The 24,113-nt window shown below is 62.9% G+C and carries 36 protein-coding genes, 1 tRNA gene and 1 pseudogene; 36 read left to right on the forward strand and 2 right to left on the reverse strand.

The features are described 5' to 3' along the window. The 32 genes and pseudogenes from K6142_RS05320 to rplQ form a co-directional block, all read left to right on the forward strand. A pseudogene (locus K6142_RS05320) lies at positions 1-72 on the forward strand (30S ribosomal protein S12); the annotation flags it as partial. Positions 73-87: 15 nt separating this feature from the next. Beyond that, positions 88-558: a 30S ribosomal protein S7 gene (gene rpsG, locus K6142_RS05325; protein ID WP_012611244.1), complete on the forward strand. Its 471-nt coding sequence runs from the start codon at positions 88-90 to the stop codon at positions 556-558. A gap of 18 nt (positions 559-576) precedes the next feature. Beyond that, on the forward strand, positions 577-2,652 hold the full coding sequence (gene fusA / locus K6142_RS05330) for an elongation factor G (RefSeq protein ID WP_190243655.1): 2,076 nt from the start codon (positions 577-579) through the stop codon (positions 2,650-2,652). A 785-nt stretch (positions 2,653-3,437) separates the two neighbouring features. Then, positions 3,438-3,755, forward strand: coding sequence for a 30S ribosomal protein S10 (gene rpsJ / locus K6142_RS05335; RefSeq protein ID WP_007521013.1), 318 nt, complete (start codon positions 3,438-3,440; stop codon positions 3,753-3,755). A 12-nt stretch (positions 3,756-3,767) separates the two neighbouring features. Further along, positions 3,768-4,397, forward strand: coding sequence for a 50S ribosomal protein L3 (gene rplC / locus K6142_RS05340; RefSeq protein WP_012611246.1), 630 nt, complete (start codon positions 3,768-3,770; stop codon positions 4,395-4,397). Positions 4,398-4,415: 18 nt separating this feature from the next. Next, the gene (gene rplD / locus K6142_RS05345) at positions 4,416-5,036 is read left to right on the forward strand and encodes a 50S ribosomal protein L4 (protein ID WP_012611247.1); all 621 of its coding nucleotides are present in this window, start codon (positions 4,416-4,418) and stop codon (positions 5,034-5,036) included. Positions 5,037-5,047: 11 nt separating this feature from the next. Then, complete coding sequence (gene rplW / locus K6142_RS05350) at positions 5,048-5,338, forward strand: 50S ribosomal protein L23 (protein WP_012611248.1); 291 nt, start codon at positions 5,048-5,050, stop codon at positions 5,336-5,338. 3 nt (positions 5,339-5,341) lie between these two features. Next, the gene (gene rplB, locus K6142_RS05355) at positions 5,342-6,172 is read left to right on the forward strand and encodes a 50S ribosomal protein L2 (protein WP_012611249.1); all 831 of its coding nucleotides are present in this window, start codon (positions 5,342-5,344) and stop codon (positions 6,170-6,172) included. 9 nt (positions 6,173-6,181) lie between these two features. Then, positions 6,182-6,463: a 30S ribosomal protein S19 gene (rpsS, locus tag K6142_RS05360; protein ID WP_007521020.1), complete on the forward strand. Its 282-nt coding sequence runs from the start codon at positions 6,182-6,184 to the stop codon at positions 6,461-6,463. A 12-nt stretch (positions 6,464-6,475) separates the two neighbouring features. Then, complete coding sequence (gene rplV / locus K6142_RS05365) at positions 6,476-6,814, forward strand: 50S ribosomal protein L22 (RefSeq protein WP_012611250.1); 339 nt, start codon at positions 6,476-6,478, stop codon at positions 6,812-6,814. A 3-nt stretch (positions 6,815-6,817) separates the two neighbouring features. After that, positions 6,818-7,459, forward strand: coding sequence for a 30S ribosomal protein S3 (rpsC, locus tag K6142_RS05370; protein WP_007521024.1), 642 nt, complete (start codon positions 6,818-6,820; stop codon positions 7,457-7,459). Further along, on the forward strand, positions 7,459-7,872 hold the full coding sequence (rplP, locus tag K6142_RS05375) for a 50S ribosomal protein L16 (RefSeq protein ID WP_012611251.1): 414 nt from the start codon (positions 7,459-7,461) through the stop codon (positions 7,870-7,872). Before rpsC ends, rplP begins: the two co-directional genes overlap by 1 nt. A gap of 1 nt (position 7,873) precedes the next feature. Beyond that, positions 7,874-8,059, forward strand: coding sequence for a 50S ribosomal protein L29 (rpmC, locus tag K6142_RS05380; protein ID WP_007521028.1), 186 nt, complete (start codon positions 7,874-7,876; stop codon positions 8,057-8,059). 4 nt (positions 8,060-8,063) lie between these two features. Then, entirely contained in the window at positions 8,064-8,330 is a 267-nt protein-coding gene (gene rpsQ, locus K6142_RS05385; RefSeq protein WP_007521031.1) for a 30S ribosomal protein S17, read from the forward strand. Positions 8,331-8,339: 9 nt separating this feature from the next. Beyond that, positions 8,340-8,708, forward strand: coding sequence for a 50S ribosomal protein L14 (gene rplN / locus K6142_RS05390; RefSeq protein ID WP_007521033.1), 369 nt, complete (start codon positions 8,340-8,342; stop codon positions 8,706-8,708). A 10-nt stretch (positions 8,709-8,718) separates the two neighbouring features. Then, positions 8,719-9,042 carry a 50S ribosomal protein L24 gene (rplX, locus tag K6142_RS05395; protein WP_167128968.1) on the forward strand — a complete coding sequence of 108 codons (324 nt, stop codon included), beginning with the start codon at positions 8,719-8,721 and terminating at the stop codon, positions 9,040-9,042. A gap of 11 nt (positions 9,043-9,053) precedes the next feature. Further along, positions 9,054-9,593 (forward strand): 50S ribosomal protein L5, encoded by a 540-nt coding sequence (gene rplE, locus K6142_RS05400; protein ID WP_007521038.1) that lies wholly within the window; start codon positions 9,054-9,056, stop codon positions 9,591-9,593. Between the two features lie 12 nt (positions 9,594-9,605). Beyond that, positions 9,606-9,791, forward strand: coding sequence for a type Z 30S ribosomal protein S14 (locus K6142_RS05405; protein ID WP_007521040.1), 186 nt, complete (start codon positions 9,606-9,608; stop codon positions 9,789-9,791). Between the two features lie 18 nt (positions 9,792-9,809). Next, positions 9,810-10,190 (forward strand): 30S ribosomal protein S8, encoded by a 381-nt coding sequence (rpsH, locus tag K6142_RS05410; RefSeq protein ID WP_012611254.1) that lies wholly within the window; start codon positions 9,810-9,812, stop codon positions 10,188-10,190. 9 nt (positions 10,191-10,199) lie between these two features. Beyond that, positions 10,200-10,736 (forward strand): 50S ribosomal protein L6, encoded by a 537-nt coding sequence (gene rplF / locus K6142_RS05415; RefSeq protein ID WP_223380766.1) that lies wholly within the window; start codon positions 10,200-10,202, stop codon positions 10,734-10,736. Positions 10,737-10,750: 14 nt separating this feature from the next. After that, the gene (gene rplR, locus K6142_RS05420; protein ID WP_007521046.1) at positions 10,751-11,110 is read left to right on the forward strand and encodes a 50S ribosomal protein L18; all 360 of its coding nucleotides are present in this window, start codon (positions 10,751-10,753) and stop codon (positions 11,108-11,110) included. Positions 11,111-11,128: 18 nt separating this feature from the next. Next, positions 11,129-11,620, forward strand: coding sequence for a 30S ribosomal protein S5 (gene rpsE, locus K6142_RS05425; RefSeq protein ID WP_012611256.1), 492 nt, complete (start codon positions 11,129-11,131; stop codon positions 11,618-11,620). A gap of 9 nt (positions 11,621-11,629) precedes the next feature. Further along, positions 11,630-11,800 (forward strand): 50S ribosomal protein L30, encoded by a 171-nt coding sequence (gene rpmD / locus K6142_RS05430; RefSeq protein ID WP_007521049.1) that lies wholly within the window; start codon positions 11,630-11,632, stop codon positions 11,798-11,800. Beyond that, positions 11,800-12,249, forward strand: coding sequence for a 50S ribosomal protein L15 (gene rplO / locus K6142_RS05435; protein ID WP_012611257.1), 450 nt, complete (start codon positions 11,800-11,802; stop codon positions 12,247-12,249). The genes rpmD and rplO overlap by 1 nt, the downstream gene beginning before the upstream one ends. A gap of 3 nt (positions 12,250-12,252) precedes the next feature. Then, on the forward strand, positions 12,253-13,566 hold the full coding sequence (secY, locus tag K6142_RS05440; protein WP_190243657.1) for a preprotein translocase subunit SecY: 1,314 nt from the start codon (positions 12,253-12,255) through the stop codon (positions 13,564-13,566). Between the two features lies 1 nt (position 13,567). Continuing rightward, positions 13,568-14,362 carry a type I methionyl aminopeptidase gene (map, locus tag K6142_RS05445; protein WP_012611259.1) on the forward strand — a complete coding sequence of 265 codons (795 nt, stop codon included), beginning with the start codon at positions 13,568-13,570 and terminating at the stop codon, positions 14,360-14,362. Between the two features lie 85 nt (positions 14,363-14,447). Further along, positions 14,448-14,561 (forward strand): 50S ribosomal protein L36, encoded by a 114-nt coding sequence (gene rpmJ, locus K6142_RS05450; protein WP_007521055.1) that lies wholly within the window; start codon positions 14,448-14,450, stop codon positions 14,559-14,561. A gap of 17 nt (positions 14,562-14,578) precedes the next feature. Continuing rightward, positions 14,579-14,947 carry a 30S ribosomal protein S13 gene (gene rpsM, locus K6142_RS05455; RefSeq protein WP_012611260.1) on the forward strand — a complete coding sequence of 123 codons (369 nt, stop codon included), beginning with the start codon at positions 14,579-14,581 and terminating at the stop codon, positions 14,945-14,947. Positions 14,948-15,098: 151 nt separating this feature from the next. Beyond that, positions 15,099-15,488 carry a 30S ribosomal protein S11 gene (rpsK, locus tag K6142_RS05460; RefSeq protein ID WP_007521058.1) on the forward strand — a complete coding sequence of 130 codons (390 nt, stop codon included), beginning with the start codon at positions 15,099-15,101 and terminating at the stop codon, positions 15,486-15,488. 16 nt (positions 15,489-15,504) lie between these two features. Then, positions 15,505-16,131 carry a 30S ribosomal protein S4 gene (gene rpsD / locus K6142_RS05465; protein ID WP_012611261.1) on the forward strand — a complete coding sequence of 209 codons (627 nt, stop codon included), beginning with the start codon at positions 15,505-15,507 and terminating at the stop codon, positions 16,129-16,131. A gap of 12 nt (positions 16,132-16,143) precedes the next feature. Beyond that, complete coding sequence (locus K6142_RS05470) at positions 16,144-17,187, forward strand: DNA-directed RNA polymerase subunit alpha (protein WP_012611262.1); 1,044 nt, start codon at positions 16,144-16,146, stop codon at positions 17,185-17,187. Then, positions 17,177-17,578, forward strand: a complete 402-nt coding sequence (gene rplQ / locus K6142_RS05475; protein WP_012611263.1) for a 50S ribosomal protein L17 — start codon at positions 17,177-17,179, stop codon at positions 17,576-17,578. Before K6142_RS05470 ends, rplQ begins: the two co-directional genes overlap by 11 nt. A 195-nt stretch (positions 17,579-17,773) precedes the next feature. Here rplQ and selD read toward each other — a convergent pair whose 3' ends face one another. Continuing rightward, positions 17,774-18,826: a selenide, water dikinase SelD gene (selD, locus tag K6142_RS05480; protein WP_190243658.1), complete on the reverse strand. Its 1,053-nt coding sequence runs from the start codon at positions 18,824-18,826 to the stop codon at positions 17,774-17,776. Then, positions 18,823-19,785 (reverse strand): selenium metabolism-associated LysR family transcriptional regulator, encoded by a 963-nt coding sequence (locus tag K6142_RS05485; RefSeq protein WP_190243659.1) that lies wholly within the window; start codon positions 19,783-19,785, stop codon positions 18,823-18,825. The genes selD and K6142_RS05485 overlap by 4 nt, the downstream gene beginning before the upstream one ends. Before the next feature lie 340 nt (positions 19,786-20,125). Between K6142_RS05485 and K6142_RS05490 the strand changes: the two genes are divergently transcribed. The 4 genes from K6142_RS05490 (at position 20,126) to clpX (ending at position 23,995) form a co-directional block, all read left to right on the forward strand. Further along, positions 20,126-20,210: transfer RNA gene (locus K6142_RS05490), tRNA-Leu, on the forward strand. An 80-nt stretch (positions 20,211-20,290) separates the two neighbouring features. Continuing rightward, positions 20,291-21,589 (forward strand): trigger factor, encoded by a 1,299-nt coding sequence (gene tig, locus K6142_RS05495; protein ID WP_190243660.1) that lies wholly within the window; start codon positions 20,291-20,293, stop codon positions 21,587-21,589. A 539-nt stretch (positions 21,590-22,128) separates the two neighbouring features. Next, positions 22,129-22,734 carry an ATP-dependent Clp endopeptidase proteolytic subunit ClpP gene (gene clpP, locus K6142_RS05500; protein WP_012611267.1) on the forward strand — a complete coding sequence of 202 codons (606 nt, stop codon included), beginning with the start codon at positions 22,129-22,131 and terminating at the stop codon, positions 22,732-22,734. A 7-nt stretch (positions 22,735-22,741) separates the two neighbouring features. Beyond that, entirely contained in the window at positions 22,742-23,995 is a 1,254-nt protein-coding gene (gene clpX, locus K6142_RS05505; RefSeq protein WP_190243661.1) for an ATP-dependent Clp protease ATP-binding subunit ClpX, read from the forward strand. Positions 23,996-24,113 lie beyond the last annotated feature (118 nt).

Here is a 24,113-nt window from a genome sequence, read left to right on the forward strand (position 1 = left end):
ACCCTCGACACTGCCGGCGTGCAGGATCGTCGCCAGGGCCGTTCCAAGTACGGCGCCAAGCGTCCCAAATAGCAAGGGAGTATTTCGATGCCTCGTAAAGGTCCCGTCCCCAGACGTGAAATTCTGCCCGATCCGGTGTACAACAGCCGGCTGGCCGCCCGTTTCATCAATCGCCTGATGTACGACGGCAAGAAGGGTGTGGCAGAAAAGTTGTTCTACAAGTCGCTCGAAACCCTGGGCGAAAAGACCGGCGAAGAACCCCTGAAGGCGTTCGAACGCGCCGTCGAGTCCGTGAAGCCGCACCTTGAAGTGAAGGCCCGCCGCGTGGGCGGCGCCACCTACCAGGTGCCCATGGACGTGCGGCCCGATCGCCAGGTTTCCCTGGCCATCCGCTGGCTGATCAACTATGCCCGCTCGCGCGGCGAGAAGGGCATGTCCGCGAAGCTTTCCGCCGAGCTCATTGATGCCTTCAACAGTCGCGGCGGCGCCGTGAAGAAGAAGGAAGACACCCACCGCATGGCCGAAGCCAACAAGGCCTTCGCCCATTACCGCTGGTAGGGCGCCGGAGTACCCATCGTGTCCAGAACCGTCCCCCTCGAACGGCAGAGGAACATCGGGATCATGGCCCACATTGATGCGGGCAAGACCACGACCACCGAGCGCATCCTCTATTACACCGGCGTCTCCCACAAGATCGGCGAAGTCCATGACGGCGCGGCCACCATGGACTGGATGGAGCAGGAGCAGGAGCGCGGCATCACCATCACTTCCGCTGCCACCACGTGCAGCTGGAAGGAACATACCATCAACATCATCGACACGCCCGGCCACGTCGACTTCACCATCGAAGTCGAACGTTCGCTGCGCGTGCTTGACGGTGCCGTGGCCGTGTTCGACGCCGTTGCCGGCGTCGAGCCGCAGTCGGAAACGGTGTGGCGCCAGGCCAACCGCTACGGCGTTCCGCGCATCTGCTTCGTCAACAAGATGGACCGCATCGGCGCCAACTTCTTCCGTTGCGTCGACATGATGGTCGAGCGCCTGCGCGCCAAGCCCATCCCCATCCAGCTGCCCATCGGCAGCGAAGACAAGTTCGAAGGCGTGGTCGACCTCATCAGCGGCAAGGCCATCAAGTTCGACAAGTCCAGCAAGGGCGTGGAGTTCACGGAAGAAGACGTGCCCGCCGACATGATGGACCTGTACCTTGAAAAGCGCCTGGCCATGGTCGAAGCCGTGGCCGAAGAGGACGAAGCCCTGCTCGAGAAGTACCTTGGCGGCGAAGAGCTGACCGAGGAAGAAATCATCTCGTGCGTGCGCAAGGCCACCATTGCCCGCAACATCGTTCCGGTGTTCTGCGGCTCGGCCTTCCGCAACATGGGCGTGCAGCCGCTGCTTGACGCGGTGGTCGCCTTCCTGCCTTCGCCCCTGGACATCGAACAGATGAAGGGCATGAACCCGGACAACGAAGAGGAAACCATCGTCTGCCCCTGCAGCGACAAGGAGCCTCTGGCCGGTCTGGTGTTCAAGCTGTTCTCCGACCCCTACATCGGTCACCTGTCCTTCTTCCGCATCTACTCCGGTTTCATCGAGTCCGGCATGACCGTGCTGAACTCGACCACCGGCAAGAAGGAACGCGTCGGCCGCCTGCTGCGCATGCACGCCAACAAGCGTGAAGAGATCAAGTGGGCGGGCGCTGGCGACATCGTGGCCGTGGTGGGCCTGAAGCAGGCTTCCACCGGTGATACCATGTGCGACGAAAAGCGCCCCGTGGTGCTCGAATCGCTGGATATCCCCGAGCCGGTCATCGAAGTGGCCATCGAGCCCAAGACCAAGGCCGACCGCGATGCGCTGTCCGCCGCCCTCGCCAAGCTGGCCAAGGAAGACCCGTCGTTCCGCGTGAAGGGCGACGAGGAAACCGGCCAGACCCTGATCGCGGGCATGGGCGAACTGCACCTCGAGATCATCGTCGACCGCCTGACCCGCGAGTTCAGCGTCAACGCCAACGTGGGCAAGCCCCAGGTTGCGTACCGCGAAACCATCACCGCTTCGTCCAAGTCGGACATGAAGCACGTGAAGCAGTCGGGTGGCCGTGGCCAGTACGGCCACGCGGTCATCGAGATCGAACCGAACCCCGGCAAGGGCTACGAGTTCGTCAACGCGATCACCGGCGGCGTCATTCCCAAGGAATACATCGCCCCGGTGGACAAGGGTATCCAGGACGCCATGAAGAGCGGCGTGCTGGCCGGGTTCCCCACCGTGGACATCAAGGTAACCCTGGTGTTCGGTTCGTACCACGACGTCGACTCCTCGGAGCAGGCGTTCTACGTTACCGGCTCCATGGCGATCAAGGATGCCGTCCACAAGGCCTCGCCGGTTCTGCTTGAACCGATCATGGACGTGGAAGTGGTGACCCCCGACGAATACCTCGGCGACGTCATGGGCGACCTGAACGGCCGCCGCGGCCGCGTGCAGAACATGGAAGCCCGCGTGGGTTCCCAGGCCGTGCGCGCCCAGGTGCCGCTGTCCGAGATGTTCGGCTACGCCACCGACCTGCGTTCCAAGACGCAGGGCCGCGCCACCTTCACCATGCAGTTCCATCACTACGAGCGGGTTCCGGCCCAGCTCGCCGAAGAAGTGATCAAGAAGAAGGGCTAGCCCTTCCTCTCGTGGAGAGCCGGAGCCGTCGGTAAAGGACTCCGTAGAAAGTAGAGCCCCGGGTGTTAGTCCGGGGCTCTTTTTTTTCGAAACTTCTTGACGGGAGAGGGTGGCTGCGGTAATCAATCCACTCGCGCCGGTTCTCCGGTGTGAAAAACGTGATCCCCGAAGCTTCGGGGGCCCCTGTAACGGCAGGGGAAGGGCAGGTCGAGCCTGTCCTGATGCGTTTGGCGCAAGCCAAGCTTTGACAATTGCAGGCGTTACCGAATGCCGCAATTATGTCATGCCGTTCCAGTCCGTCGTTAACCCCTTGTTGGCGGGCTGTAAGGTACTGTACGTGCGGGGCACCATGTGCCCTATTCGGTGACCCCTGTGGACCACCTGCACTCGCCGGAGCATGCTCCGGCCTGGGCCAGGCTGGCGACAACATGGGTGATCTTCCCGGACGGATACCGCGAATGCGGTTCCGCGAGGTGATTGAGAAGGCCTTTGGGTGTGCCAGCCGGCTCCCCCTCCCGCCTTTCTCCAAATCGCTCCGAACCCCCGAAGATCACGGCACCCCGTCCCCCGCCGGACGGCAAGCCGCCATGGCGTCATATGCCACCTGAGCCCGCGTCGCGGAAGCGGCATCCGGGTATCGCGTAGCTCCGGATGCTTATGGCGGGTCTCGGTGTGCCGCCACCGAACGTGAGGAACTCTGCAGCCTACGGCATCTGCCTCTCACCTCATGGCAGTCAGGCGCCGGACGGCAAGGGTACGTTTGCCAGATAACGGAGTAATCAACAATGACGACAGTTAGCAGTGATCGTATCAGAATCAAGCTGAAAGCTTACGATTACCGCATCCTCGACAAGGCTGTGGCGGAAATCGTGGATACGGCGCGCAACACGGGCGCCGGGGTGGCTGGTCCCATCCCCCTGCCCACCAACATTCACAAGTACACCGTCAACCGGAGCGTGCACGTCGACAAGAAGTCGCGCGAGCAGTTCGAAATGCGCATCCACAAGCGGCTCATGGACATCCTCGAGCCTACGCAGCAGACCGTGGACGCACTGGGCAAGCTGAGCCTGCCCGCCGGTGTGGACGTCGAAATCAAGCTCTAGTGAGAGGAAGTCATGGCTGAGAAATTGGGTATCCTGGGTCGCAAGGTCGGCATGACCCGCATTTTCGCCAGTGATGGTTCCGCCGTGGCTGTTACGGTCATCCAGGCCGGTCCCTGTCCGGTCATCCAGGTTCGCAACGGCGAGACCGACGGCTACGACGCCGTGCAGATCGCCTTTGAGGAAGCCAAGGAAAAGCACGTGACCAAGCCCGCCCGTGGCCACTTCGCCAAGGCCGGCAAGGGTCTTTTCCGCAACCTCCGCGAAATCCGCCTGGAAGCGCCTGCCGAATTCGAAGTCGGCCAGGAACTCACCGTGTCCCTGTTCGCCGCTGGCGAAAAGGTGAAGGTGACCGGTACCAGCATAGGCAAGGGGTACCAGGGCGTCATGCGCCGCTGGAACTTCGCCGGCTCCAAGGACACGCACGGCTGCGAAAAGGTGCATCGTTCCGGTGGCTCCATCGGTAACAACACCTTCCCGGGTCACGTGTTCAAGGGCAAGAAGATGGCTGGCCACTGGGGTGACGAGCGCGTGACGGTCAAGAATCTCGAGATCGTCGACATCCGCGCCGAAGACAACGTCATTCTGGTGAAGGGTGCCGTTCCCGGCCCCAAGAACGGCCTGGTCCTGGTGCGCAAGCAGTAACGAAATGAGGATGATCACATGGCTGTGGTGAAAGTATACGATCAGAACAAGAAGGAAGCTGGCGAACTGACGCTCGCTCCCGAGGTGTTCGAGGTCGAGGTGAAGCCTGAGATTCTCAATCTCGTGGTCCGTGCGCACCGCGCCGGGCTGCGCTCCGGCACCCATGCCACCAAGACCCGCGCCTTCGTCTCCGGCGGCGGTGCAAAGCCTTGGCGCCAGAAAGGCACCGGCCGCGCCCGTTCCGGTTCGAACCGCTCGCCCATCTGGCGTGGCGGGGCCGTCATTTTCGGCCCCCAGCCCCGCGAGTACGGCTTCAAGGTGAACAAGAAGGTCCGTCAGCTGGCCCTGAAAATGGCGCTCAGCTCGCGGCTTGCCGGCGAGAACCTGATGGTGGTCAAGGGCATCGAACTGCCCGAGATCAAGACCAAGCTGTTCGCCAAGGTGGCCGGTGCCCTGGGCCTCGAAAAGGCCCTGGTCATTACCGCCGAAGCGGATACCACCCTCGCCCTTTCGGCCCGCAACATTCCCGGCATTACCCTGATCACCGCCGACCAGCTCAGCGTCTACGAGATTCTGAAGCACCCGAAGCTGGTGATGTTCGAGGGCGCCGTCGAATCCGTCCAGGCCAGGCTGAAGTAGGGAGGTTGGTCATGGATTATACACAGATTCTCGTGAAGCCCCTGGTGTCCGAAAAGGCCACCTTCGTGAAGGAACAGGCCCAGCAGGTCGTGTTCTTCGTGAACCCCCGGGCCAACAAGATCGAAATCAAGAAGGCCGTCGAAGCCGCCTTCAAGGTCAAGGTGACCGACGTCAACGTCATCACCAAGAAGCCTTCCGACAAGGTCCGTCAGGGCCGCGTCGTGGGCCGGATCTCCGGCTGCAAGAAGGCTTATGTGACCCTGGCTCCCGGCGAAAAAATCGAATTCTTCGAGGGAGTGTAAGCAATGGCTGTTCGTAAGCTGAAACCGACATCTCCCGGTCGCCGCTTCCAGACCGTCTCGGATTTCGAGGAAGTCACCAGGAGCACGCCCGAGAAGTCCCTTACCGAGGGGCTGACCAAGAAGAGCGGTCGCAACAACAATGGCCGCGTGACCATGCGCCGTCGCGGCGGCGGTCACAAGCGCCTGTACCGCATCATCGACTTCCGTCGTAACAAGCTCGGTATCGCGGCCACCGTCGCGCACATCGAGTACGACCCCAACCGTACCGCCCGCATCGCGCTGCTGCACTACGCGGATGGCGAGAAGCGCTACATCCTCGCCCCGCTCGGCATCAAGCAGGGCGACATGGTGCAGGCCGGCGAAGGCGCGGACATCAAGCCTGGCAATGCCATGCCCATGGCCCGCATCCCGGTCGGTACCGTGCTGCACAACATCGAGCTCTACCCCGGTCGTGGCGGCCAGTTCTGCCGCGCCGCCGGTACCTACGCCCAGCTGGTGGCCAAGGAAGGCAAGTACGCCCTCCTGCGCATGCCTTCGGGCGAAGTGCGCAAGGTGCTTGCGGCCTGCTGCGCCACCATCGGCCAGGTCGGCAACGTGAACCACGAGAACATCTCGTTGGGCAAGGCTGGCCGCAATCGCTGGCTCGGCCGTCGTCCCAAGGTCCGCGGCGTCGCCATGAACCCCATCGACCACCCGTTGGGTGGTGGTGAAGGCCGCAGCTCCGGCGGTCGCCATCCGGTGACCCCGTGGGGCGTGCCCACCAAGGGGTACAAGACCCGCGATCGCAAGAAGGCTTCCACGAAGCTCATCGTCAAGCGTCGCGGTCAGAAGTAGGAGTAGAGCATGCCCAGATCCCTGAAGAAAGGTCCGTTCATCGACGACCATCTGATCAAGAAAGTGGAATTGGCCGTGTCGAACAGCGACCGCCGCGTCATCAAGACGTGGTCGCGTCGGTCCACCATCGCTCCCGAGATGGTCGGCCTGACGTTCGCGGTCCACAATGGGAAGAAGTTCATTCCCGTGTTCGTCACCGAGAACATGGTGGGTCACAAGCTGGGCGAATTCGCCCCGACCCGCACGTTCTACGGGCATGCCGCGGACAAGAAGAGCAAAGCAAAGAAGTAGTGGGTGAATCCGATGGAATCGAGAGCCACCGCGAAATTCATGCGTGTGTCGCCGCGTAAGGCCCGCCTGGTTGCCCAGAACGTGAACGGGCTGCCTGTCGAAGACGCCATGAATATCCTGAAGTTCACGCCCAACAAGCCCGCCGACATCATCTTCGGCGTGCTTCGTTCGGCCCTCGCCAACGCCGAGCAGCTGCCCGGCATCGACGTGGACGCCATGGTCGTGAAGCAGATCGTCATCAACGAAGGCCCCACCTGGAAGCGGTTTCTTCCGCGTGCGCAGGGTCGCGCCACCAAGATTCGGAAGCGTACCAGCCACATCACCGTGATTCTCGCAGAAGGGCAGGAATAGGTTATGGGTCAGAAAGTACATCCTTACGGCTTCCGGCTGGGGTACAACAAGAACTGGCAGTCGCGCTGGTTCAGCAAGAAGGAATACCCCGGCTTCGTCTTCGAGGATCACAACATCCGCAAGTTCGTGAAGAAGACGCTGTACCACGCCGGTCTTTCCAAGATCGAGATCGAGCGTGCCGGCGGCAAGGTGCGGCTGATCCTCTCCACCGCGCGTCCGGGCATTGTCATCGGCCGCAAGGGCGTGGAAATCGAAAAGCTCCGTGGCGACCTGCGCAAGAAGTTCAAGCGCGAGTTCTCCATTGAGGTGAACGAAATCCGCCGCCCCGAAGTGGAAGCCCAGCTCGTTGCCGAAAACATTGCGCTGCAGCTTGAACGCCGTGTGGCTTTCCGTCGCGCCATGAAGCGCACGGTGTCCATGTCGCGCAAGTTTGGCGCCGAAGGCATCAAGGTGACCTGTTCCGGCCGCCTCGCCGGGGCCGAAATCGCCCGTACCGAATGGTACCGCGATGGTCGCGTGCCCCTGCAGACCCTGCGTGCCGACATCGACTTCGGTTTTGCCGAGGCCCGCACCACCTATGGGGTGATCGGCGTCAAGGTCTGGATTTTCAAGGGTGAAATTCTGGACAACGAGGTAGAACAGTAATGCTGAGCCCCAGAAAGGTTAAATTCCGCAAGTGGCAGAAGGGCCGTCTGCGTGGCATGGCCACCCGCGGCGCCACTGTCTCCTTCGGTGATATCGGTCTTAAGGCAGTAGAACACGGCAAGCTGTCCAGCCAGCAGATCGAGGCCGCCCGTATCGCCATGATGCGCCATATCAAGCGCGGCGGTAAGGTCTGGATCCGCATCTTCCCCGACCATCCGGTCACCGCCAAGCCCCTCGAAACCCGCCAGGGTTCCGGTAAGGGCGCCCCGGTGGGCTGGTGCGCTCCGGTGAAGCCGGGCCGCGTGCTTTACGAAATCAAGGGCGTCAGCCTGGAGCTGGCCAAGGAAGCTCTGACGCGCGCCGCCCACAAGCTCCCCATCAAGACGACCATTGTCGTGCGGGAGGGCCTCTAGAATGAACGCCGCAGAACTGAGAAAGCTCAGCGCTGAACAGCTCAAGGACAAGTTGGCCGAATCCCGCAAGGAACTGTTCGATCTGCGCTTCCGCCACGCCACCGCGCAGTTGGAGAAGACCTCCAACCTCCCGGCGACCAAGCGCGAGATCGCCCGGATTCTGACCATCCTGAAGGAAAAGGGGTAAGCCCATGTCCGAAGAACTGATGAACCGCAAGGGCAGGGTGCTCACCGGGATCGTCGTCAGCGACAAGAACGACAAGACCATTGTCGTTCGCGTCGAGACGCTGGTGCAGCATCCCCTGCTGAAGAAGTACGTACGCCGCCGCAACAAGTTCACCGCTCACGATCCCCAGAACGAGTGCGGCATCGGCGACAAGGTGAAGATCATCGAGTACCGTCCGCTCAGCCGCAACAAGCGCTGGCATCTGGTCTCCATTCTCGAAAAAGCCGTGTAGGGGTTTGCGATGATCCAGGTAGAATCCACGCTGCAGGTGGCGGACAACTCCGGTGCGAAGAAAGTCGCGTGCATCAAGGTGCTCGGCGGCTCCAAGCGCCGCTACGCCACCGTGGGCGACATCGTCGTCGTTTCCGTGAAGGAAGCCCTGCCGCACTGCAAGGTGAAGAAGGGCGACGTGATGCAGGCCGTCATCGTGCGCACCCGCAAGGAAGTTCGCCGCGTCGACGGTTCGTACATCAAGTTCGATTCCAATGCGGCCGTTCTGCTGAACAAGCAGGGCGAGCCGGTGGGCACCCGCATCTTCGGCCCTGTTGCCCGCGAACTGCGCGGCAAGAACTTCATGAAGATCGTCTCGCTGGCGCCCGAAGTGCTCTAGGAGCCCACAAATGAAACAGTTCCGTATCCGCAAGGACGACAAAGTGGTCGTCATCGCCGGCAAGGACAAGGGCAAGATCGGCAAGGTGCTGAAGGTTCTTCCCAAGAAGGACGGAGTGCTTGTCGAGAAGGTCAATATGGTCAAGCGCCACATGCGCGCCAATCCGTACCGGCAGCAGCCGGGCGGCATCATCGAGAAGGAGATGCCTGTTGACATCTCCAACGTGATGGTGATGTGCGATGCGTGCGCCAAGGCCACCAAGGTGGGCTACCGCTACACCGAGGACGGCAAGAAAGTTCGCTTCTGCAAGAAGTGCAACGAAATCATTGGATAGGGTGAGAGACGATGACGCGTCTTGAACAGATATACCGCGAGAAAGTGGTTCCGGTATTGCAGAAGGAGTTTAACTACACTTCTTCGATGCAGGTTCCCGGGATTGAAAAAGTCTCTCTGAATATCGGCCTCGGCGCCGCGAGCCAGAACAACAAGTTGATGGAAGAAGCCATCAAGGAGTTGACCGCCATCGCCGGGCAGAAGGCCGTCGTGACCCGCGCCAAGAAGTCCATCGCGTCGTTCAAGCTGCGCGAAGGCATGCCCATCGGCTGCCGCGTGACGCTGCGCAAGGAACGCATGTGGGACTTTCTGGACAAGCTGATGAACTTCGCGCTGCCTCGCGTGCGCGACTTCAGAGGGATTCCGGACCGTGGCTTCGATGGCCGGGGCAATTTTACCCTGGGCATCAAGGAACACACCATTTTCCCCGAGCTGGAAGTGGATCGCGTTGACAACCCCAAGGGGATGAACATCACGATCGTTACCACTGCCCAGACGGACAAGGAAGGCAAGCTGCTGCTCGACCAGCTCGGCATGCCTTTCAAGAAGTAAGGAGAAACGGCTTTGTCTCGTACATCGCTTGAAGTGAAGGCGCAGCGCAAGCCCAAGTTCTCCGCCCGCGCCTACAACCGTTGTCCGGTCTGCGGCCGCCCGCGTGCCTACATGCGCAAGTTCGGTCTTTGCCGTATCTGCTTCCGCAACATGGCCCTGCGCGGCGAACTGCCCGGCGTTCGCAAGTCGAGCTGGTAAGTCACCAAGGAGTAAGGAATGCTGACTGATCCTATTGCTGATATGCTTACGCGTATCCGCAACGCACACTTGGCCCTGCACAAGGAAGTGAGTGTGCCGCGCTCGAAGATCAAGGAATCCATCGCCGCCATCCTGAAGCAGGAAGGCTACATCGAAGATGTGGCGACGGAAGAGGCCGAGATCAAGATCTCCCTCAAGTATTTCAAAGGCAAGCCGGTCATTTCCGGTCTGAAGCGGGTGAGCAAGCCCGGCCGCCGGGTGTATGTCGGTTCCACCGACATCCCCAAGGTCCAGAACGGCCTTGGCATCTGCATCCTGTCCACCTCCAGCGGTGTCCTTGCGGGCACGCAGGCCCGCGACCGCAAGGTCGGCGGTGAACTGCTCTGCGAAATCTGGTAGGGTACGGACATGTCGCGAATCGGTAAACTCCCCATCGCCATTCCTTCCGGCGTTGAAGTGAAGGTCGGGACCGAAGCCGTCGAGGTCAAGGGCCCGAAGGGCGTGCTTGTCACCCCTACCCATACGGAACTGAACTACGCGGTTGAGGACGGCCATGTCGTCATCACCCGCGTCACCGAAACCCGCACTGCGCGTGCCCAGCACGGCCTGCGCCGCACCCTGCTTGCCAACTGCATCCAGGGCGTGACCAAGGGCTTTTCCAAGACCCTGGAAGTCATCGGCGTCGGCTACAAGGTTGCCGTCAAGGGCAACCTGGTGGAGCTCGCGGTCGGTTTCTCGCACCCGGTGATCATGGAAATGCCCGAAGGCGTTGAAGCCAAGGTGGAAGGCCAGAAGCTGACCATCTCGGGCACCAGCAAAGAAGTGGTCGGCGAGATCGCCGCACGCATCCGTCGCGTGCGTAAGCCTGAACCCTACAAGGGCAAGGGCATCAAGTACGACAACGAGCAGATTCGCCGCAAGGCCGGCAAGTCTGGTGGCAAATAGGCAGGTATGAGAAAATGACGATGACCAAGAACGATGCCAGAAAGCGGCGCAAAGTCCGCATTCGCAAGAAGATCGCCGGGAGCACCGAGCGTCCCCGGCTGGTTGTCTACCGCTCGAACCTGCACGTCTACGCCCAGATCGTGGACGACGCCACCGGTGCCACGCTTGTTGCCACCTCCACCCTTGCCATCGGCAAGGCCCAGGCCGGAGCGCACTGCAACAAGGCCGGGGCGGAACTGGTGGGCAAGGAAATCGCGCGTCTTGCTGGCGAAAAGAGCATCAAGCGCGTGGTGTTCGACCGTAACGGCTACCTGTATCACGGGCGCATCAAGGCTGTTGCCGACGGTGCCCGTGAGGGCGGCCTGGAATTCTAACGGGTGGTAGGTACTGGCATGGAACAGAATGAGTTCGGGTTGGTAGAGAAGATCGTCTACCTTAACCGAGTTGCCAAGGTTGTGAAGGGCGGTCGCCGCTTCAGCTTCAGCGCCCTCGTTGTCGTGGGCGACGCCAAGGGTGCCGTGGGCTTCGGCCTCGGCAAGGCCCAGGAAGTGCCGGAAGCCCTGCGCAAGGCCACCGAACGCGCGAAGAAGGACATGGTCCAGATTCCGCTGGTGGACGGCACCCTTCCGTACGAAATCCTGGGCGAGTTCGGCGCCGGCTGCGTAATGCTGAAGCCCGCCTCCAAGGGTACCGGCATCATCGCCGGTGGTGCGGTGCGCGCCGTCATGGAAGCCGTGGGCGTGACCGACGTGCTTGCCAAGGCCATCGGCACCAACAACCCGCACAACGTGCTGCGCGCCACCATGGCGGGGCTTACCTCGCTGCGCAGCGCCGAGTACGTGAGCCAGCTTCGCGGCATGAAGCTCGAAGCGCCCAGAAAGTAGGACGCAATCATGATCAAGGTGAAGCTCGTACGCAGCTGGATCGGCTGCAAACCCAAGCAGCGCAAGGTTCTTGACGCGCTTGGCCTGCGAAAGATCCGTTGCGAGAAGTCGTTTGAGGACAATGCCGCCATTCGCGGCATGATCGCCGAAGTCAAGCACCTGGTCGAGGTCAGTGAATAATGAGACTGCACGAACTCTATCCGTTCGCCGAGGAACGGGCATCGCGCAAGCGCGTGGGCCGCGGTTCCGGTTCGGGGCTCGGCTGCACCTCCGGCAAGGGTAACAAGGGCCAGAACGCCCGCGCAGGCGGCGGCGTCCGCCCCGGTTTCGAAGGCGGCCAGATGCCGCTGCAGCGTCGTCTGCCCAAGCGCGGCTTCAAGAACGCCCCCTTCAAGGCCACCTACGAAGTGATCAACCTTGATCGCCTTGTGGCGTCCTTTGAGGGCAAGACCGACATCACGCTGGAAGACATCTACGCGCGCGGCCTGTGCAAGGCCGGCGCCTCGGTGAAGATCCTTGGCGTGGGCGAAGTCAGCGTGGCCCTTACGGTGGAAGCGCACAAGTTCAGCGCCTCCGCCGCCGAAAAGATCCGCAACGCCGGTGGCGAAGCCAAGGCACTGGAAGGGTAAGCCGTGGCGCTTAGTGGTGTAGAAAACCTGGCGCGTCTGCCGGAGCTTCGCAAGAAGCTCTTCTGGACGTTCCTGTTGCTGGCCGCATACCGCATCGGGGTTCACGTCCCGGTTCCCGGGGTGGATTCCGGAGCGCTGGCCGACTTCTTCGCCAGCGTCCAGAACACCCTTTTCGGCCTCTTCGACATGTTCTCCGGGGGCGGGCTCCGCAATCTGTCGGTGTTCGCCCTCGGCATCATGCCCTACATCTCTGCCTCCATCATCATCCAGCTTCTCCAGGTCGTCAGTCCTGAACTGAAGCGGATGGCCAAGGAGGAAGGGGCGGCGGGCCGCCGCAAGATCACCCAGTACACCCGGTACGCCACGGTGCTCATCACCGTGATCCAGGGCTTCGGCATCGCCGTGGGCCTGGAGAACATGCACAGCCCCGCGGGCGCGCCCGTGGTGCTGGATGCTGGCTGGGCCTTCCGGATGATCACCATCGCAACCCTTACCGCCGGTACCGTGCTGATCATGTGGCTTGGCGAGCAGATTACCGAGAAGGGCATCGGCAACGGCATTTCGCTGATCATCTTCTCGGGCATCGTCGCCGGTATTCCCGGCGGCATCGTCAAGTCCGGCCAGCTCATCAAGGCCGGCGACATGAGCGTGTTCACGGCGATTCTGGTGCTGGCGCTGATGGCGGTGGTGCTTGGCTGCATCGTGTTCATGGAACGCGGGCAGCGGCGCATCCCCATCCATTACGCCAAACGACAGGTTGGCCGTAAGATGTTCGGCGGGCAGAGCACGCATCTGCCGTTGCGCATCAATACGGCGGGCGTCATTCCGCCCATCTTCGCCTCGTCGCTGCTGCTGTTCCCCGCGACCATCGCCAGCTTCTCGGCCAACGAGACGCTTCAGCGAGTGGCCGCGTGGTTCGCGCCGCACACGGTGATGTACAACATCCTGTTCATCAGCCTCATCGTGTTCTTCTGCTTCTTCTACACGGCGATCATCTTCGACCCGAAGGACATCGCCGAAAACCTGAAGAAGGGCGGTGGGTTCATTCCCGGCATCCGCCCCGGGGACAAGACCCGGCAGTACATCGACAGGGTGCTTACCCGGATGACCATCTGGGGAGCCATCTACATATCCGCTATCTGCGTCCTGCCCATGATCCTCATCGCGCAGTTCAACGTGCCGTTCTACTTCGGCGGCACCAGCGTGCTGATTCTCGTGGGCGTGGCCATGGACTTCATGTCCCAGGTGGAATCGCACCTGATCTCACGGCAGTACGAGGGTCTCATGAACAAGACCCGCATCAAGGGACGGCAGTGAGTTGAAGAAGTTCCGCGGAGTCTTCATCAAGAATGACAACGAGATTGGCCTCCTTCGGGAGGCCAATCGAATCGTTGCCGCGATACTGGACGTTCTGGGCGAACACGTTCGCCCGGGCGTTTCGACGATGCATTTCGAAGAGCTGGCCCAGGCGGAGTGCCGCAAGCACGGCGTCCGTCCGGCCTTCCAGGGGTATCACGGGTTTCCGTTTGCCCTGTGCTGTTCGGTGAACGAAGAGGTGGTGCACGGCTTTCCCTCGGCGAAGCGGATTCTCCAGGAAGGGGACATCGTCAGCTTCGACATGGGCGTCGTGTACGACGGCTTCTACGGCGACTCCGCCCGCACCTACCCGGTGGGGACGGTGAGCGACGAGGCTGCTCACCTCATCCGCGTGACGCGCGAATCGCTCTTTGCGGGCATCGCCGAGGCGCGGGTGGGCAACTCCCTGTACGACATCTCGGCGGCCGTGCAACGGCACGTCGAGGCGGCCGGTTTCGGGGTGGTACGCAGGTTCGTGGGGCACGGCATTGGCCGTTCGCTGCACGAAAAGCCGGAAATCCCCAACTTCGTGCCGCGCGGCATGCCGGGTGTACCCCTGAAGCCGGGCATGGTGCTGGCCATCGAACCGATGGTCACGGTGGGGACGTACGAGGTGGAAATCCTTGCCGACAACTGGACTGCGGTCACCCGTGACCGCAAGCTGTCTGCCCACTTCGAACACAGCGTGGCTGTCACGCCGGACGGGCCGATCATTCTCAGCCTGTCGCAGGCAGAGGCGGCGCGACTTGCCGGTTGACGGGCGCCGGTGGGGGTGATATGCACCCCTGTTCCGACGTTGCTCTTCCGTCATGTCGGGCCAAAGACAAACAACGGAGTCGAACATGAAAGTCAGGCCTTCCGTCAAGAAGATGTGCCCCAAGTGCAAGGTTATCCGCCGCCGGGGCATTCTCAGGGTCATTTGCGACAACCCCCGGCACAAGCAGCGCCAGGGCTAAGCCGTCAGGAGTAAACAGTGGCCAGAATTGCAGGTGTCGATCTGCCCCGTGGCAAGCGCGTTGACATCGCCCTTACCTATATCTACGGTATCGGGCGTACTACCGCGCTTCAGATTCTGGATGTTACCGGCGTCGACTGGAGCCGGAACATCGACGACCTGAGCGCCGACGAAGTCAACGAAATCCGTAAGGAACTTGAGCAGAACCACAAGGTTGAAGGCGATCTCCGTCGTGAGATTTCCAGCAACATCAAGCGTCTGATGGACATTGGCTGCTACCGCGGCCTGCGCCATCGTCGCGGTCTGCCGGTTCACGGTCAGCGCACCCATACCAACGCCCGCACCCGCAAGGGTCCGCGTCGCGGCGCTGTCGGCAAGAAGAAGTAATCCAAGGCTAGCACAAAGGCGTGGAATCTCACCTGAGTCGCCAGGGCAATCAAATTTCCCGGTGGCCAGCGCGGCACGGCTCTGTCATGACTGAGCTCGTTTTGAGGTTCCGGCTGCAAGCCCCCTAATTCTAGTCCGCAGAGAGTAAGTCATGGCAAGACCCAAGCGTACGGTCAAAAAGAAAGAGAAGAAGAACGTCCCGGTCGGGATTGTTCACATTCAGGCGACGTTCAACAACACCATCGTGACCTTCACGGACACGCGGGGAAACACCATCAGCTGGGCCAGCGCCGGGCAGAGCGGTTTCAAGGGCTCGCGCAAGAGCACCCCGTTCGCCGCGCAGGTGGCTGCCGAACAGGCGGCCAAGCGTGCCCAGGATCACGGCATGCGTACCGTGGGCATCTACGTCAAGGGCCCCGGCTCCGGCCGTGAAGCCGCCATGCGCGCAGTCAATGCCGCGGGCTTCAAGGTCGCCTTCATCCGTGACATCACCCCGATTCCCCACAACGGCTGCCGTCCGCCCAAGCGGCGCCGCGTCTAGTTAGGAGGATCCAGCCTTGGCTAAGTACAATGACGCAAAGTGCCGGATGTGCCGGCGTGAAGGCACCAAGCTTTTCCTCAAGGGCGACCGCTGCTACACCGACAAGTGCGCCTACGACCGTCGTCCTTACGCGCCCGGTCAGCATGGCCGCGCCCGCAAGAAGGTGAGCGACTACGCCGTCCAGCTGCGCGAGAAGCAGAAGGTCCGTCGCGTGTATGGCGTTCTTGAACGCCAGTTCCGCGGTTACTTCCACAAGGCCGACATGGCCAAGGGCGTGACCGGCGCCAACCTGCTGGCCATTCTCGAACGCCGTCTCGACAACGTGATCTACCGTCTCGGTTTCGCCAACTCGCGCCAGCAGGCGCGCCAGCTGGTGCGCCACGGCATCTTCACGCTGAACGGCCGCAAGGCGAACATTCCTTCGATGCAGGTTCGCGTTGGCGACATCATCGAAGTGCCTGAAGCCAGCCGCAAGATCCCCGTGATCGCCGAGGCCCAGGAAGTCATCGCCCGTCGCGGCTGCCCCTCGTGGCTGGAAGTGGACGGTCCGAGCTTCAAGGGCACGGTCAAGGCCCTGCCGCAGCGCGAAGACATTCAGTTCCCGATCAACGAACACCTGATTGTCGAGCTTTACTCCAAATAAGCGGGTGTGAGCATGCTCATCAAACAAGGCGACAGGCTTATCAACACCCGGAACTGGTCGGAGCTGGTGAAGCCCGAACAGATCACCCGGGACAGCGACCCGGCCGATGCCATGTACGGCAAGTTCGTGTGCGAACCGCTGGAACGTGGCTACGGCACCACCATCGGCAATGCGCTGCGTCGGGTTCTGCTGTCGTCGCTTCAGGGCGCGGCGTTCGTCTCGGTGAAGGTCTCGGGCGTACAGCACGAGTTCACCACCATTCCCGGCGTGCTTGAGGACGTGACCGATATCGTCCTCAACCTGAAGCAGGTGCGTCTTGCCATGGACACGGACGAGCCCCAGTTCCTGGAGCTTTCCGTGAACAAGAAGGGCGCGGTGAAGGCCGGCGACATCAAGACCAACCAGCACGTGATGGTCCTCAACCCCGACCTGCACATCGCCACGCTGACCGAAGACCTGGAACTCACCTTCGAGTTCGAGGTGCGCATGGGCAAGGGCTACGTGCCCGCGGACATGCACGAAGGCCTCAGCGAAGAGATCGGGCTGATCAAGCTGGACTCCAGCTTCGCCCCGGTCCGCAAGGTCGCCTACACGGTGGAGCAGGCTCGCGTCGGCCAGATGACCAACTACGACAAGCTCATCATCGAGGTCTGGACCGACGGTTCCGTGACCCCCGAAGATGCGATTGCGTACAGTGCCAAGATCATCAAGGACCAGATATCCGTCTTCATCAACTTCGATGAGCGCATTTCGGGCGAAAGTTCCGGCAATTCGTCGGGCAGCAGCGATGTCAACGAGAACCTGTTCAAGGGGATCGACGAACTCGAGCTGTCCGTGCGCGCCACCAACTGCCTGAAGAGCGCCAACATCACCCTGGTGGGCGAACTGGTTCAGAAGTCCGAGAACGAAATGCTGAAGACCAAGAACTTCGGTCGCAAGTCGCTGGATGAAATCAAGCGGGTGCTGTGCGACATGAGCCTGGACTTCGGCATGAAGGTCGACGGCTTCGAGAAGAAATACCAGGAATGGAAGAGGAAGCAGCAAAATGAGGCATAGCAATTCCGGCAAGAAGCTGGGCAGAACGCCGTCCCACCGGAAGGCCCTGTTCCGCAACATGGCCAAGGCCCTGCTGACTTACGGCAAGATCCGCACGACCGAGACCAAGGCCAAGGAACTGCGCCGCATCGTCGAACCGCTGATCACCCTGGCCCTGCGCAACGACCTGCACTCCCGCCGCCTGGCGTACGACGTGCTGGGTTCGCACCAGTTGGTCAAGCGCCTGTTTGACGACATCGGCCCCGCCTTTGTCGGCGTGTCCGGCGGCTTCACCCGCGTGGTGAAGCTGGGCCTGCCCCGCAAGGGCGACAACGCCCCGCTGGCGGTCATCGAACTGACCCACCAGCCCGCCGCCGAAGCCCCGGCGGAAGAAAAGAAGGCCGCCGAGTAATCGGCAACGCCTTCGGCATAGCGCACATCAACGGGGCGGACCGCATGGTCCGCCCCGTTTCTTGTTGGAAAAGGGAAAGGCCGCTCCGTGTCTGTCGGGGCGGCCTTTGATTACAGGCGGGAGATGCACCGCATGAAGGGGGAAGGCAGTCTGTCCGCCGAAGCCGGACGGGGAAAGGGCGGTGCTTTGAACCAGCTACCGAAGCAGCAGGCGAACACCGCCGGGCAGCGGTTCCAGCACTACGCCCACGGGGTAGGCGGGGTCTCCGGTTTCGGCCAGCAGCGTCGTGGCCGCGTCTACCTGGTCCGGGGATACGGCCAGCAGCATGCCGCCCGATGTCTGGGCGTCGAAGGCCACGTCGACCAGCAGCGGGTTGACGCCGGTGGCCACGTGCACATGCGTGTGGCAGTGGGCGCGGTTGGCGTGGCTGCCTTCCGGCACCAGCCCCATGCCAGCCAGTTCCGTCACGCCGGGCAGCACGGGCAGGGCGGCGGTGTCCAGGGCCACGGTGACCCCGGAGGCCACGGCCATTTCCAGGCAGTGCCCGCCAAGGCCGAAGCCGGTAACGTCGGTGGCGGCCTTCAGGCGAAGTTCGCGGATGACGCGGCCCGCGCCCTTGTTCAGGCGCGACGCCCAGCGGAACAGTTCTACCTCGTGCGCGTCGCAGCCGGGCCAGTTGGCCTTGACGGCGGTGGCCAGGATGCCGGTGCCCAGGGGCTTGGTGAGCAACAAGCGGTCGCCGGGGCGCAGCCCGGCATTGGAGGCGATGATCTCCGGATCGATGAGGCCGGTGACGGACAGCCCGTATTTGATCTCGTCGTCTTCCACGCTGTGCCCGCCCACCAGCGCGGCGCCCGCCTCGCGCAAAGCGTCGGACCCGCCGCGCAGGATATCGGCCAGAATGGATTCCGGCAGCCGCTTGACCGGAAAGCAGACGATGTTCATGGCGCACCACGGCTCGCCGCCCATGGCGTAGACGTCGGACAGGGCGTTGGCCGCGGCAATGCGCCCGAAGTGGTACGGGTCGTTGACGATGGGCGTGAAGAAGTCCAGCGTCTGCACGATGGATTGCCCACCGGGCAGGCGCACCACGGCGGCGTCCTCGTTGTGCCGCGTGCCCACGATGACCCTGTCCTCAACGGACGGGTCGCGCGGCAGTCCCGCCAGGATGCGCTCCAGGTCCCCCGGAGCCACCTTGGCGGCTCAGCCGGCGGCCTTGACCGAATCGACCAGACGGATGCGGCTCATGCCTTGTCCTTGTGACGGCCCTTGTTGTTGACCGCCTTGGCGTCCGTTGCATGGCCGTTGCGCAGGTGGCGGGTGTGCTCGTCGAGGAAGGCGGCAAAGGCCACCGCCGCCGGGAACTGGTGGCGCCGGGCGTGCCGCACCGAGTGGAACTGGCGCGCCGGGCGGCAATCGTCCAGTTGCAGTTCCACCAGTTCGCCACGGGCGATGCTTTCTGCCACGGCCAGGCGAGAGGTGGCGCTGATCCCAAGGCCCGCGCGCACGTACTGCACCACGGCCTGGGTGCTGTCCACCACCAGGGCCACCGGCAGCCGCCGCACGTCCATGCCCGCGGCGGCCAGCGCCTCGGCAAAGGTGCGCCGCGTGCCGGACCCTGCCTCGCGCATGATCCACGGCCACTGGGCCAGTTCCTCGACCTGCACGTGGCGCCTGCCCCCTGCAAGCTCCGGTGCGGCCACCACCACCAGTTCGTCGTCCACCAGCGGTTCGAATACCAGGTCGGGGTGCGGATCCACCGCGCCCACCAGTCCCAGCATCAGTTCGCCGTCGGTGACGCGCTGCATGATGTCCGCCGTGTCGCCCACGCGCAGGTGCACGCGCACCGAAGGATAGGTGCGCACGAATCCGGCGATGACCTCCGGCAGGACGTGATGGGCGGGTATGGTGCTGCCGCCGACCACAAGGTCGCCGCTGACCTCGTCGCGCAGCTGGCCGATTTCGGCCTCTGCGGCGGCAAGGCTGGCGAAAGCCTCAGACGCGCGCCGGTACAGCACCTCTCCGGCGGGCGTGGGCAGTACCTGCCGGCCCATGCGGTCCAGCAGGCGCACGCCCAGTTCCTTTTCCAGTGCAAGGACGTGCGCGCTGATGGTGGGTTGGGACAGGAACAGGTCCGCCCCGGCCCGCGAGAAGCTGCGCAGTTCGTAGACCTTGCAGAATGCTTCGAGTCTTCTGAAATCCAGCATGCTGATTGTGTATATTGATGGAAACGATACGTCAAGAAAGCTGGCGGGTTGGAAACCATCTTTCTCATGCGTGCCCGGCGTTGCGGCAGGCTGGAGGGGAGGGGCGAGCGCTAATACGGGCCCGGCGGAGATACTGGCCCGGCACGGCCCCTCGCCGTCACGCGTGCACCCGCCCGGAGTGCCGCGCCTGTCCTTGCGCGGGCTTGCGCTCCGTGGGCACAAATGGTAAAGGAGCGGGCTTTCCGAAGCGTTGCCCAACCGTCACCGGACCGCCATCCGCCATGCGCACCTGCCGCACGGGGGGCGCCGGGCTGTCGGCCCGGGATCGCGCCGTCGCACTGCCGGGGTGGCGGAACTGGTATACGCGCTGGTCTTAGAAGCCAGTGGTTCACACCGTGCGGGTTCAATCCCCGCCCCCGGCACCAGCGCCGCCGCGCCGCTTTCCCGCAACGGGGCAGGTACGGGGCGCCGGGCACCAACAGACTTTCACAAGGAGCGCAGCACCATGGAATATACCGTCGAAGATCTTTCCCCGGTCAAGAAAAAGGTCAACATCTCGGTGCCGGTTGAAGAGGTGGAGGCCGCCCTGTCCGCCGCCATCGCCATGTACCGCACCAACATGAGCCTCGACGGGTTCCGCAAGGGCAAGGTGCCCTCGAATCTGGTCGAAAGCCGCTTTCGCAAGGAAATCTACGGCGAGGCCACGCAGGACCTCGTCAACGTGCATATCAACGAAGTGATGACCGCGCTGGACGCCAACCCCATCTCGCGCATCGACTTCGACGGCGGGCAGCTGGAACGCGGCACCCCCTTCGAATACAGCATCTCCTTCGAAGTGCTGCCCGAATTCGACCTGCCCGACTACGACGGCTTTGCCGTGGAACAGGAAAAGGCCGTGGTGGACATGAAGGAAGTGGATGAAGTCATCACCCGCATCCGCACCAACATGGCTGAACTGGTGCCCGTGGCCGAAGCGCGCCCCGGCAAGGACGGCGACGTGGTGGTGCTGGACTTCGCCGCGTTCGAGAACGGCGAGCCGGTGGAAGGCATCAGCGCCGAGAACTTCCAGATGAACCTTGGCGACCGCCAGGCTCTGGAAGACTTCGAGAACCTGGTGAAGACCCTGGCCCCCGGCCAGGAGGGCGAAGGCCCCCTGAATTTCCCGGCGGACTTCATCAACCCCGACTTCGCGGGCAAGAGCCTGACCGTCAAGGTCAAGGTGCATGCCGTGAAGGAACGCCGCCTGCCCGAGGCCAACGACGAGCTGGCCCAGAAGGCCGGCGGCTTCGAGTCCATGGACAAGATGCGCGAGGCGGTCACCTCTTCCTACATGCAGAGCCGCACCCAGCTGGTGAAGGCCACCGCCCAGAAGACCATGCTGGACAAGCTGCTGAAGATGGTGGACTTCCCCCTGCCCGAATCCATGGTGGACATGTACGTCGGCCACCTGCTGGACGACATGCGCTCCAAGCTGGAACGCCAGGGCAAGAGCATGGAATCCTTGGGCAAGAAGCCCGAGGAACTGCGCGCCGAAGTGCGCCCCGAAGCCGAGCAGGTGACCCGCACTCAGATCTTCCTGCTGCGCGCCGCCCGCAAGGAAAGCGTGGAAGTGAACGAGCAGGAGATCGACGGCCAGATCCAGCAGATCGCCATGCGTTCCGGCCAGGACTACAATGCGCTGAAGGACTACTACATCAAGAACAACCTGATCTTCTCGCTGCGCGACCGCATGCTGGCCGACAAGGCCATGGACGCCATCTACGAGAAGGCCGCCGTGACCGAGGTGGAGCCCGCCGCGAAGTAGCGGCAGCTTTGCCCGCGCACGCGAACCGGCCCGCCGGTTCATGGACGCACGTTCGGAGCAGGGGGGGTGCACCCGCACCTTCCCTGCCCTTGTTTTCGCGGGGTGTTTCGTAAAGCATTGCGGCTTTCAGCCGACAAGACGGGTGAAGGCGCACGGTGCCGGGCGCCATGCCCACGGACTGTTGGGATACGACCGGAAGGACGGCGGGCGCACGGGTGAACGCCAGCGGCGCATCAGCGGCCGGAAGGCCGGGCCGCCACGGGCGCCTTGTGGTGCGGGGCGGTCTTCTGCTATCCTTCGGGCAACGAGTCAGTTCCGCACCGGGCGCGCATCCGCCCCGGCGGCCATTCCGGTTTTGTCCCGTCCCGTCCTGTCCCGTCCCGCCCGTCCCGTCACATCCGGGCATGCCCCGAGACGTCCGGACGGGATGCGGCATGCCCCCGGTACACGGAATCCGGCGTCCACAGACCGCCCGGACACGGCATCACCAACGCACGGCAGCACGCGGCGGTTCACGCCGATACACGCAGGAGAGGCACATGCCAGTTCCCATAGTCATCGAGACCTCGGGCCGTTCCGAACGCGCCTACGACATCTATTCGCGCCTGCTGAAGGATCGCATCATCCTGCTCGGCACTCCCATCGACGACCAGGTCGCCTCGCTCATCTGCGCGCAGCTGCTGTTCCTCGAATCGGAAAACCCCGAGAAGGAAATCTACCTGTACATCAACTCGCCGGGCGGCTCGGTGACGGCGGGCATGGCCATCTACGACACCATGCAGTACATCACCTCGCCCGTGGCCACCCTGTGCCTGGGCCAGGCCGCCAGCATGGGCGCGCTGCTGTTGGCCGCCGGTGCCCCCGGCATGCGCCACGCGCTGCCCAACAGCCGCATCATGATCCATCAGCCCTCGGGCGGCTTTCACGGCCAGGCCAGCGACATCGACATCCATGCCCGCGAAGTGCTGCGCATGAAGGCCAACCTGAACGAAATCATGGCCCGCCACACCGGCCAGCCCGTGGAGCGGGTTGCCGACGACACCGAGCGTGATTACTTCATGGGACCCGCCGAGGCCAAGGAATACGGCATCATCGACAGCATCCTCACCTCGCGGCGGGATGCCACGCAGAACCAAGCGAAGTAGGTACATCATGGCCAATACCAAGGGCGGCTCGGAACGCGAGCTGCGTTGTTCCTTCTGCGGCAAGGGGCAGGACGCCGTGCAGCGCCTCATTGCCGGGCCCGGCGTCTACATCTGCGACGAATGCGTCTCGTTGTGCAACGAGATCATCGCGCAGGAGCACATCACCGAAACGGTGGAAGAGGGCAAGCTGCTCACCCCCGCCGAGATCAAGGCCAAGCTCGACGAATACGTGATCGGCCAGCACCAGGCCAAGAAGATCCTGTCCGTGGCGGTGCACAACCACTACAAGCGGGTCTTCTTCGCCAGCGCCCTTGGCGGCGAGGTGGAGCTGGAAAAGAGCAACATCCTGCTCATCGGTCCTTCCGGCAGCGGCAAGACCCTGCTGGCGAAAACCCTGGCCCGCGTGCTGAAGGTGCCCTTCGCCATCGCCGACGCCACCACCCTGACGGAAGCCGGCTACGTGGGCGAGGACGTGGAGAACATCCTGGTCCAGCTGCTCCAGAATGCCGACTACGACATCGAGGCGGCGTCCAAGGGCATCATCTACATCGATGAAATCGACAAGATCTCCCGCAAGGGCGACGGCCCCTCCATCACCCGCGACGTGTCGGGCGAAGGGGTGCAGCAGGCCCTGCTGAAGATCATCGAAGGCACCGAAGCCAACATCCCGCCCAAGGGCGGGCGCAAGCACCCGCAGCAGGAATTCATCAGGATGGACACCTCGAACATCCTGTTCATCCTCGGCGGGGCGTTCATCGGGCTGGACAAGCTGATCGGCCAGCGCATCGGCGGCGGGGCCATGGGCTTCGGCGCCAAGGTGGCCACCCGCAAGGATCTGCCCTTCGGCGAACTGCTGGGCCAGGTGCATCCGAACGACCTCGTCAAGTTCGGCCTGATTCCCGAATTCGTGGGCCGTATCCCCGTGGTCACCCACGTCGAGGAACTGAGCGAGGACGACCTGGTGCGCATCCTTACCGAGCCCAAGAACGCGCTGGTGCGCCAGTACCAGAAGCTGTTCGAGCTGGACAAGGTCAACCTGCGCTTTACCGCCAACGCGCTGAAGAGCATCGCCAGCCAGGCCATCGAACGCAAGACCGGCGCGCGCGGCCTGCGCAACGTCATGGAATCGGTGATGCTCGACATCATGTACAAGCTGCCCTCGCAGCAGGACATCAAGGAGTGCGTCATCAACCGCGCCGTGGTGGAGAAAAGCCGCGAACCGGTGATGATCTACCACACCGAGGCCAAGACCGGCTCCTAGTGAATGCAACGGCGCGGTCCGCAAGGGCCGCGCCGTCATGGTTTTGTCCCGCGCCGCGCTGGTGCGGCCCCGTGGTGCCCGTGACGCTCATGATGCCCATGATGCCCATGATGCCCAT

Origin of the sequence: Nitratidesulfovibrio sp. SRB-5, assembly GCF_019931275.1 — a bacterium.
Taxonomy (GTDB): domain Bacteria; phylum Desulfobacterota; class Desulfovibrionia; order Desulfovibrionales; family Desulfovibrionaceae; genus Cupidesulfovibrio.

Bases quoted from the DNA above. Each gene is read 5' to 3' on its own strand.
- rpsK (WP_007521058.1), top strand. From the start codon at position 15,099: ATGGCAAGACCCAAGCGTACGGTCAAAAAGAAAGAGAAGAAGAACGTC.
- rpsS (WP_007521020.1), top strand. From the start codon at position 6,182: ATGCCCAGATCCCTGAAGAAAGGTCCGTTCATCGACGACCATCTGATC.
- rpsG (WP_012611244.1), top strand. From the start codon at position 88: ATGCCTCGTAAAGGTCCCGTCCCCAGACGTGAAATTCTGCCCGATCCG.
- rpsH (WP_012611254.1), top strand. From the start codon at position 9,810: ATGCTGACTGATCCTATTGCTGATATGCTTACGCGTATCCGCAACGCA.
- rplW (WP_012611248.1), top strand. From the start codon at position 5,048: ATGGATTATACACAGATTCTCGTGAAGCCCCTGGTGTCCGAAAAGGCC.
- clpX (WP_190243661.1), top strand. From the start codon at position 22,742: ATGGCCAATACCAAGGGCGGCTCGGAACGCGAGCTGCGTTGTTCCTTC.
- K6142_RS05470 (WP_012611262.1), top strand. From the start codon at position 16,144: ATGCTCATCAAACAAGGCGACAGGCTTATCAACACCCGGAACTGGTCG.
- rplQ (WP_012611263.1), top strand. From the start codon at position 17,177: ATGAGGCATAGCAATTCCGGCAAGAAGCTGGGCAGAACGCCGTCCCAC.
- rpsJ (WP_007521013.1), top strand. From the start codon at position 3,438: ATGACGACAGTTAGCAGTGATCGTATCAGAATCAAGCTGAAAGCTTAC.
- rplB (WP_012611249.1), top strand. From the start codon at position 5,342: ATGGCTGTTCGTAAGCTGAAACCGACATCTCCCGGTCGCCGCTTCCAG.
- rpsQ (WP_007521031.1), top strand. From the start codon at position 8,064: ATGTCCGAAGAACTGATGAACCGCAAGGGCAGGGTGCTCACCGGGATC.
- rpmJ (WP_007521055.1), top strand. From the start codon at position 14,448: ATGAAAGTCAGGCCTTCCGTCAAGAAGATGTGCCCCAAGTGCAAGGTT.
- rplD (WP_012611247.1), top strand. From the start codon at position 4,416: ATGGCTGTGGTGAAAGTATACGATCAGAACAAGAAGGAAGCTGGCGAA.
- rpmC (WP_007521028.1), top strand. From the start codon at position 7,874: ATGAACGCCGCAGAACTGAGAAAGCTCAGCGCTGAACAGCTCAAGGAC.
- rplO (WP_012611257.1), top strand. From the start codon at position 11,800: ATGAGACTGCACGAACTCTATCCGTTCGCCGAGGAACGGGCATCGCGC.
- rplV (WP_012611250.1), top strand. From the start codon at position 6,476: ATGGAATCGAGAGCCACCGCGAAATTCATGCGTGTGTCGCCGCGTAAG.
- tig (WP_190243660.1), top strand. From the start codon at position 20,291: ATGGAATATACCGTCGAAGATCTTTCCCCGGTCAAGAAAAAGGTCAAC.
- K6142_RS05485 (WP_190243659.1), bottom strand. From the start codon at position 19,785: ATGCTGGATTTCAGAAGACTCGAAGCATTCTGCAAGGTCTACGAACTG.
- rplF (WP_223380766.1), top strand. From the start codon at position 10,200: ATGTCGCGAATCGGTAAACTCCCCATCGCCATTCCTTCCGGCGTTGAA.
- rpsE (WP_012611256.1), top strand. From the start codon at position 11,129: ATGGAACAGAATGAGTTCGGGTTGGTAGAGAAGATCGTCTACCTTAAC.
- rplN (WP_007521033.1), top strand. From the start codon at position 8,340: ATGATCCAGGTAGAATCCACGCTGCAGGTGGCGGACAACTCCGGTGCG.
- rplP (WP_012611251.1), top strand. From the start codon at position 7,459: ATGCTGAGCCCCAGAAAGGTTAAATTCCGCAAGTGGCAGAAGGGCCGT.
- rpsC (WP_007521024.1), top strand. From the start codon at position 6,818: ATGGGTCAGAAAGTACATCCTTACGGCTTCCGGCTGGGGTACAACAAG.
- clpP (WP_012611267.1), top strand. From the start codon at position 22,129: ATGCCAGTTCCCATAGTCATCGAGACCTCGGGCCGTTCCGAACGCGCC.
- rplE (WP_007521038.1), top strand. From the start codon at position 9,054: ATGACGCGTCTTGAACAGATATACCGCGAGAAAGTGGTTCCGGTATTG.
- rplR (WP_007521046.1), top strand. From the start codon at position 10,751: ATGACGATGACCAAGAACGATGCCAGAAAGCGGCGCAAAGTCCGCATT.
- rplX (WP_167128968.1), top strand. From the start codon at position 8,719: ATGAAACAGTTCCGTATCCGCAAGGACGACAAAGTGGTCGTCATCGCC.
- rpmD (WP_007521049.1), top strand. From the start codon at position 11,630: ATGATCAAGGTGAAGCTCGTACGCAGCTGGATCGGCTGCAAACCCAAG.
- rplC (WP_012611246.1), top strand. From the start codon at position 3,768: ATGGCTGAGAAATTGGGTATCCTGGGTCGCAAGGTCGGCATGACCCGC.